The following is a 6,868-nucleotide window of genomic DNA, read 5'->3' as shown; positions in this document are numbered from 1 at the left end:
CATCTAGAGCAAATAAGCTCTATTCATAAGCTATAAAAAAGAAATAAGTGATATTCACAATGAAAAGGTTGGATTGTCATTTACACATAAATATTGACACTCCCCGCGCCCATTACTTGAATAGTAAAACGGGATACTTAGTTTAATGGTCCATATATATCAATGAGTTTACCTGTATAAGCATCTATAACAACCGTTGGCTCTGCACCATTATTTTTTAGAGTGACTTCCCAATTCATTCTATTTGTTAAGTTACTCCAAAAATCACTCTTTTGATTTAGCGATACAACAACGTTTTCTAATGGAGTTTCATTCCAATCATAGTCTGAAAATGACTTTCCCCACTCCTTTGGTGGATTTTGTAAGTGTTTTTCTGCACTTACTATCGCTTCTCCTGTACTCATAATTGGCAACTGATATGAGTATGAAAAAAACATCGCAATAATAATAACTAAACCAAATAACAACTTTTTCAAATGATCACTCTCCCCAATCAATTACCTAGTCGTTATGTAAATCAAGGCAAACTCCACGATTTGGTCCCATTACTCAGAAGGTGCAGATCCTTGTTTCAGAATCGCGCCCGATTCGGGAATGGTGATGGGTATCAGGCACTATTCATCGATTTCGTTTTGTAAATATTGAGGATTTAGAAAACGTCAAAACCATCGTTACACTAAGACCGACTAAAAACCAGCGTAGCATTATCGGTTCAACAAATGAGATGATAAGGGTAAATAAAATAGCCATAAGTACAAAAGCCATAAGAAGTCTAACTCCAAAACTCATCATACCGTTTCCTCCTTTCCCTCTAACTAGCCTGATTGAAATGCAACACGTATACAGTTATCGCACCCAATTCTCTATCAAGTTTTAGATTTCTGATATTCCATATCTACTAGAGGTTTCCCTTCAGGATCAACCATAACAGTCAGTCCCAGACCGTACCCCATAGCGTGCGACATTATATAGAACACCTGTCTCGTTATCTCGAATAATTTGAAAGCGCTCAATTTTACCTTGCTTCTCGATGACTTCAAAACGTTTGTAATTCATTATTTCATACTCCTTATTTCATAATCTGGCAGACTCTTGAATACGTGCTTTATAATAACTACACTCCGTTGCTTGGAGTGCAGGCGCCGACTCCGAGAGGATCAGCGAAAGTCGTTACGAAGAACGGCTTTTGCGAGATAAAGCGTTAGCTTTTCGAGCATATCTTTGCACTCGCCTTGAGACCCTGGACGGAGCGCAGCGAAGGAAGCGGCTCAAGCCACGCCCTCCGGAAAGCGTGCGCCGGAACGCAAAGCAACAGTTTTTCTACATTGGATTCTTGCCCGATTGCTTAAGATTCTTTCTTACATAACCAACTCCGTTGCTTGGAGTGCATGCCCCGACTCCGAGAGGATCAAGCGTGCGCCTTGAGACCCTGGACGTAGCGTAGCGAAGGAACAGTAAGGCTGCCTAAATTTCTGCAAAACCACAGAAATACGGCAAAGCGAACACTTCGCTGTTCACTTGGCTCAAGCCATGCCCAAAGAAGAATGGTTTTTATTCTTCTCCATCGGAAAGCGTACGCCGGAACGCAAAGCAACAGTTTTTCTACATTCATTTTTGGCCCATTTAATTTAGATGTTTTTTTATATAACCCACTCCGTTGCTTCTTGTGTCAGCTATTGTATCACTCAAAAGAACCGGCCCCCAATTACGGGATGACCGGTTCTTTTTCAAGTCTTCACTTTGCTTCCAGCAATAGATAGCCATGTTACACCACCGAGCATAATGAGTGCCCCTGTCAATTGCCACATGCCTAATATTTGACCAAACCATATAACGGAAATCACCATCGCCGTGAGTGGTTCAAAGCTCGATAAAATGCTTGTCTCAATTGGCGTTATGTATTTCATACTGCTGAGGAATAAAATAAATGCAACCGTTCCAATAATGATGACTAGAAATAACATTATTGCAACTGAGCCATCCTCAAAAAGTGAACTGTTCTTAATTACATCCATTGGATTAATGAGAAAAAGTGTAAATCCACCAATAATCATCGCCCATCCTACGATTAATAAAACACCCCACTCGGCCATCATACGTACGGGATAGAGCGTGTAAAACGAGAATGTGAATCCAAGTACAAGTCCCCAAAAAAGAGCGATTGGGCTTAGTGCAAAATTGGAAATCGAACCATTTGTTAAAAGTAAAAACAATCCTACGAGCGTCACAATCATACCCAATATTTGAACTTTGGGCGGACTTTTCTTCTGTGCCATTGTTACAAATAGTATAATGTAAATTGGTGCTAAAAATTGAAAAAGAGTTGCGATTACCGCATTACTCGTATCAATTGCAGCTACAAAGGTATATTGAACGCCCAGCATACCTACAACACCGAATATCAGAAGCTGGCGAGCCCATACTTTGTGACGCCAAGGCCGCGTAATTTTCTTACCTTGAAATTTCAGTAGTACGAGCAGTGAAGTACCTGCCAGAAGAAGTCGAACAGTCAACATAAAAGATAAAGACATACTGCTATTCAAAAGTATCCATTCCATCATAGGACCCGTTGCTCCCCAAAGCATCGCACCAATGACAATCATAGCAATTCCTTTAATACGTATCATCGGTTTTCCTCCTTAAAAAGCATATTAGTAGTTGTTCCAAACAACAATACAGATTAATATAATATTTGTAATGAACTATCCAAACAACTCCCTTATAATAGAAATAGATATAGAATCGAAGGGAGTCAGTTGAGTGAATTTAGAAAGTGGACAATTTAATCCTAAGCTGCCTGATTTAATGAAGAGCCTGAGCGATCATTATATGGTGGTCCAAACGGATGGTAATGGAGTAATTACTTTCACCAACAAGGAATTCTTAAAAATAAGTAAATGGACACCGAAACGCATTCTTGCAAAAACCTTATGGCAAATGTTTCCAGACACTGAAACGAGTCAAAAGAAGGCTTATGAAATATGGAACACTTTAAAATCCGGAAAAACCTGGGAGGGCATAACGGAACAACAAGCGCGTACTGGCGAGTCCTATTTTGTCAGAATGATAGCAATTCCAAGCCTGTCACTAGAAGATGAAATTACCTCTGTAACAATAATTGAATTAGATATTACCGGTGATATCCTTCTACGTAATCAGCTACAGGAAATTGCATTCATCGATCAGGAAACCGGTCTAATGAGCAGGCATAAACTTGAAACTTTAGTTCATGAGTACACTAAGGAACAAAAGAGTTTTTCATTTGTATATATTGCAATCGATCACTACTATACATTAAATGATCTACAGTCGCATGGCTCGGAAAAAGAACTCATTCAATCATTCACAAATCGTTTAAAGCGATTCTTTAAGGATGAACCGATTGCTCGAGTTGGAGTGAATGAATTTGTGATTCTCAGTGCTTACGGCGATTGGTATGTACAAGGCTTTTTAGAATTCCTTATTCAGCAACCCATCTATTTTGACAACCACGCTTTGCAACTCTCCGTAAGCGGTGGAATTATTAGATACCCCGAAGATCAAAAGACCTATTCACATCTAATGAAAGCAGCACTTGTTGCTACAAAAGAAGTCATTGATCACGGTGGTGGTAAAATCACATCTCTTTCTGCCAAGTTGCATAAAAGTCTTAACCGTAAAGCGATTATCGATCGCAAGTTGCTCACTGCAATTGACCACAAAAACTTGCAAGTTTATTATCAGCCACAAGTCGACTTAACTTCAGGTAAAGTTCATCTTTACGAGGCACTTGTGAGATGGGAAGATGAAGAACTTGGACAAGTTATGCCCGACGAACTAATTCCGATTGCTGAAGAGAATGGACTCATACATAAAATCGGCTTATTTGTTTTGGAAGAGGCAGCAAAAGTTGCAGTACGTTTAAATGAAAATGACAATTTGATAAGCATAGCGGTCAACTCTTCCGTCCGTGAGTTCAGTAATCGTAATTTAAGTGCTGATATTATTAGTATTCTAAGAAAAACCGGTTGCGATGCAAAATTACTTGAACTTGAAATCCAAGAAAACTTTGCATTTCAAGCCGAACAAGAAAGTTCTATTTTACAACAAATGAATGAACTTGGAGAGCACGGAGTCGAATTTACACTTGATGATTTCGGGACAGGTTTTGCATCTTTACGTTATATGCAAACATTACCCATCACTAAAATAAAAATAGATAAGGTCTTCATCCAATCTATTTTAACCCATCCAAAAACACAACAACTTGTTGCAGGAATGATTCAATTTGGAAAGTCAATGGGATTATACGTTGTAGCAGAAGGCGTCGAAACAGAGGACCAACTGAATTTATTAAAAACAATGGGCGTTGATGCGGTACAAGGATATTATATCGGAGTTCCTATAACTGCAGATTCGATTTCGCATTCAACTTATACTATATGAGTTAATAAAAAAAGACAATAAGAAATGACCTATTCCATATACAGGCCATTTCTTATCGTCTTTTATTGAATTGATAGTTCTCCTATCGGAGTAAAAGTATCTAGAGAATAGTTTTTTATTGCCTTTAATGAGATTGTATAGATCACATCGTTACTTGAAATCAACCGCTGAATTTCTTTCTCATAATCTCCGTATTGCTCTCCAGGAACTTTTTCTTCTAAAAGATTCCCTTTTAATTCAATCCCTTTTTCCGATGTAATTTCGTAGACAAGGGCTCCCATGCTCTGAAACTCGATATCAGAAAACGTTCCTTCTACCTTTTTCTCCTTGTAAATGGTCACCGGGAAGCCAAATAAACTTCGCTTCTTATTCTGAAACAGCGCTTTATGATTGTATTGAACTGGAGAATACGTCTGACTTTCCCCTATGATTTCCGTGTCCTTTTCTTTTGGATTCGTAAAATCACTGATATCAAATAATGAAATCTTCATTCCTTTTGTTGTAATAATCGGTTCCCCACCTTGCGGATTCTTTTCGGCTACTGTTTCATAACCAAAGCCAATCAAGTGATTTTCATCCAGTGGATGCAAGTAGTTGCTAAAACCTGGTATTTTAAGTTCTCCAAGCACTTTTGGTGCAGTTGGATTTGCTACATCAATGACAAACAAGGGATCCGTCTCTCTAAACGTTACCATATACGCTTTATCCCCCATAAAGCGAGCGGAATAAATTCGTTCTCCTTTTGCAAGTCCCTCAACAGAACCTGTTACTTTTAGGTTTTCATCTAAAATAAACAAATGGTTTTTAGATACATTGTTTTCATCCCACATATTCCCCTCCGTTGTCACCACACGGAAGTAGCCGTCATGCTCATCCATGGAAAACTGATTTAAAACACTGCCTTTTAAAGTGGCCGTACTCTGAAATGTGACGAGGGTACCATTCAAAGTGAATTTAAATACATCACTATTTCCAGAACCAGGATTCCATATCATACTGGATTCCGACACCCCTCCTGAGTTTACTTGCCCATAGTTTGTTGCTGTCAAATACAAATTGTTTGCAGACATATAAAGTTGTTCACTTGCACCCAAATACCCTTTTGTTACGACCTTACCTTCTGCTGGTGACGATAAATCAATTGCGGTGATTACCGTATAGGTAGGCTCCATCGCCCCTGGTAAAATTGAAATGTCTTGATAGTCTAAAGGCATGCTTTTCTCGCTACTGCTTGAGTCGATCACGTAGGGCAATAACTCATTTTCATAAAGTTTCTCCATCATCCAGAAGTTCGGTTGCACATTTGTGATGAAATACAGGATGTTCTCGACTTTCCTTGCACCGTTTAAGTATCCTTCCGCTCCTACTTCTCGAATAAGCAAAGGATTTTCAGGAGCTGAAACATCGTACAAACGTATGGTCGTCATGCTCTTACCGGGCATCCTATCTACTCTAGAATCCATCTTTCCTTGCATAGGATAGGAATCGAATCTTCCCCCTAATACAAGAAGCATGTCTTCGTGAAGAAAGAGTTCCGATGGATAAAAACCTTCTTCCATGGTTATTTCTGACGCGATTTTCATTTGCTTTGGGTTACGAATATCTGTAATCGATACTTTTCCATCGCCGAGTGTTGCATAAATATAATCTCCGTCGGTTTTCACTAAATCGGCCTCATCGACACCTTCAACTTGAGTGTTTGTAGTTGAGTGATCGTCTGAAGTAGATTTGCTCTTACCACTGTCACCACCACTTGCGGCGGAATCTTCCATAACCTCCATTTCTACTCCGTGCCCTTGTAGTTCCCGCATCGTCAATGCTTGTTTGAAATAGTCTGTAAGTTCTTTAGCCGACGAAACCGATTCAATCGTTTCACGCATTGTGAACTTTAGTTCATTTGTTGAAAGTGAACTAAAAGGTTTCCCCTTAAATGCATCTCTTTTAATGTGTAAAGTATACTTGCCTGGTTCAAGGCCTTGAACGTGAACAATTCGTCTCCCTTTGTCTAACGTAAGTTTGGCGACACTCTTTTTTCCGTTGCTACTTGTGATATATAAATGATCTGATTGAATAGCGTTTGCATTTAAAGGTTCAGAAAACTTTACATACAATCCTTGTTTCGTAAGCGCAATCTCCGAGGCTGTCACAGTAATTTTCTCAATCATGAAGGCGAATAATACGGATACAACGGTAATGAATAGTGCACCCAAAAGCCATATGCCACGTTTTCTCAAATTAAGGACTCCTTCCAAATTCATGTTTCTACTTCATTAGACTGTTATCAGAAGATTTCGTTTCACTAATTAAAAGTTTTCTTAAAAATACGTACTATATTAAGAAGACAAGTACTATATTGAGAAGAGAGTTCGAATACTACTCAGTCTCTCTTTTAGGTAGATTTAGCAACTATACTAGAATTGTGTCGTTTTTGTTACAAGGTTAA

General features: G+C 38.8%; 5 protein-coding genes and 1 pseudogene. 1 reads left to right on the top strand and 5 read right to left on the bottom strand.

What is annotated here, in order from left to right:
* Nucleotides 1-137: 137 nt before the first annotated feature.
* The 4 genes and pseudogenes from ACFSFY_RS05270 to ACFSFY_RS05255 all read right to left on the bottom strand — a co-directional run bounded on the left by ACFSFY_RS05270 (nucleotide 138) and on the right by ACFSFY_RS05255 (nucleotide 2,627).
* Entirely contained in the window at nucleotides 138-476 is a 339-nt protein-coding gene (locus ACFSFY_RS05270; protein WP_381536131.1) for a PepSY domain-containing protein, read from the bottom strand.
* Between the two features lie 142 nt (nucleotides 477-618).
* Complete coding sequence (locus tag ACFSFY_RS05265) at nucleotides 619-792, bottom strand: hypothetical protein (RefSeq protein WP_381536130.1); 174 nt, start codon at nucleotides 790-792, stop codon at nucleotides 619-621.
* Between the two features lie 74 nt (nucleotides 793-866).
* Nucleotides 867-1,056 (bottom strand): annotated as a pseudogene (locus ACFSFY_RS05260) (DUF6440 family protein).
* 671 nt (nucleotides 1,057-1,727) lie between these two features.
* Nucleotides 1,728-2,627, bottom strand: a complete 900-nt coding sequence (locus tag ACFSFY_RS05255) for a DMT family transporter (protein WP_381536129.1) — start codon at nucleotides 2,625-2,627, stop codon at nucleotides 1,728-1,730.
* A gap of 133 nt (nucleotides 2,628-2,760) precedes the next feature.
* On the opposite strand from ACFSFY_RS05255, the gene ACFSFY_RS05250 reads away from it, so the two are divergent.
* Entirely contained in the window at nucleotides 2,761-4,425 is a 1,665-nt protein-coding gene (locus ACFSFY_RS05250; protein ID WP_381536128.1) for a sensor domain-containing protein, read from the top strand.
* 62 nt (nucleotides 4,426-4,487) lie between these two features.
* Here the strand turns inward: ACFSFY_RS05250 and ACFSFY_RS05245 are convergent, their stop codons facing one another.
* Entirely contained in the window at nucleotides 4,488-6,659 is a 2,172-nt protein-coding gene (locus tag ACFSFY_RS05245; protein WP_381536127.1) for a beta-propeller domain-containing protein, read from the bottom strand.
* Nucleotides 6,660-6,868: the final 209 nt, after the last annotated feature.

Origin of the sequence: Sporosarcina siberiensis (genome assembly GCF_042681925.1) — a bacterium.
GTDB lineage: Bacteria > Bacillota > Bacilli > Bacillales_A > Planococcaceae > Sporosarcina > Sporosarcina siberiensis.
The sequence above is the reverse complement of the archived record's forward strand: the minus strand, read 5'-3'. Positions and strand labels throughout refer to the sequence as shown.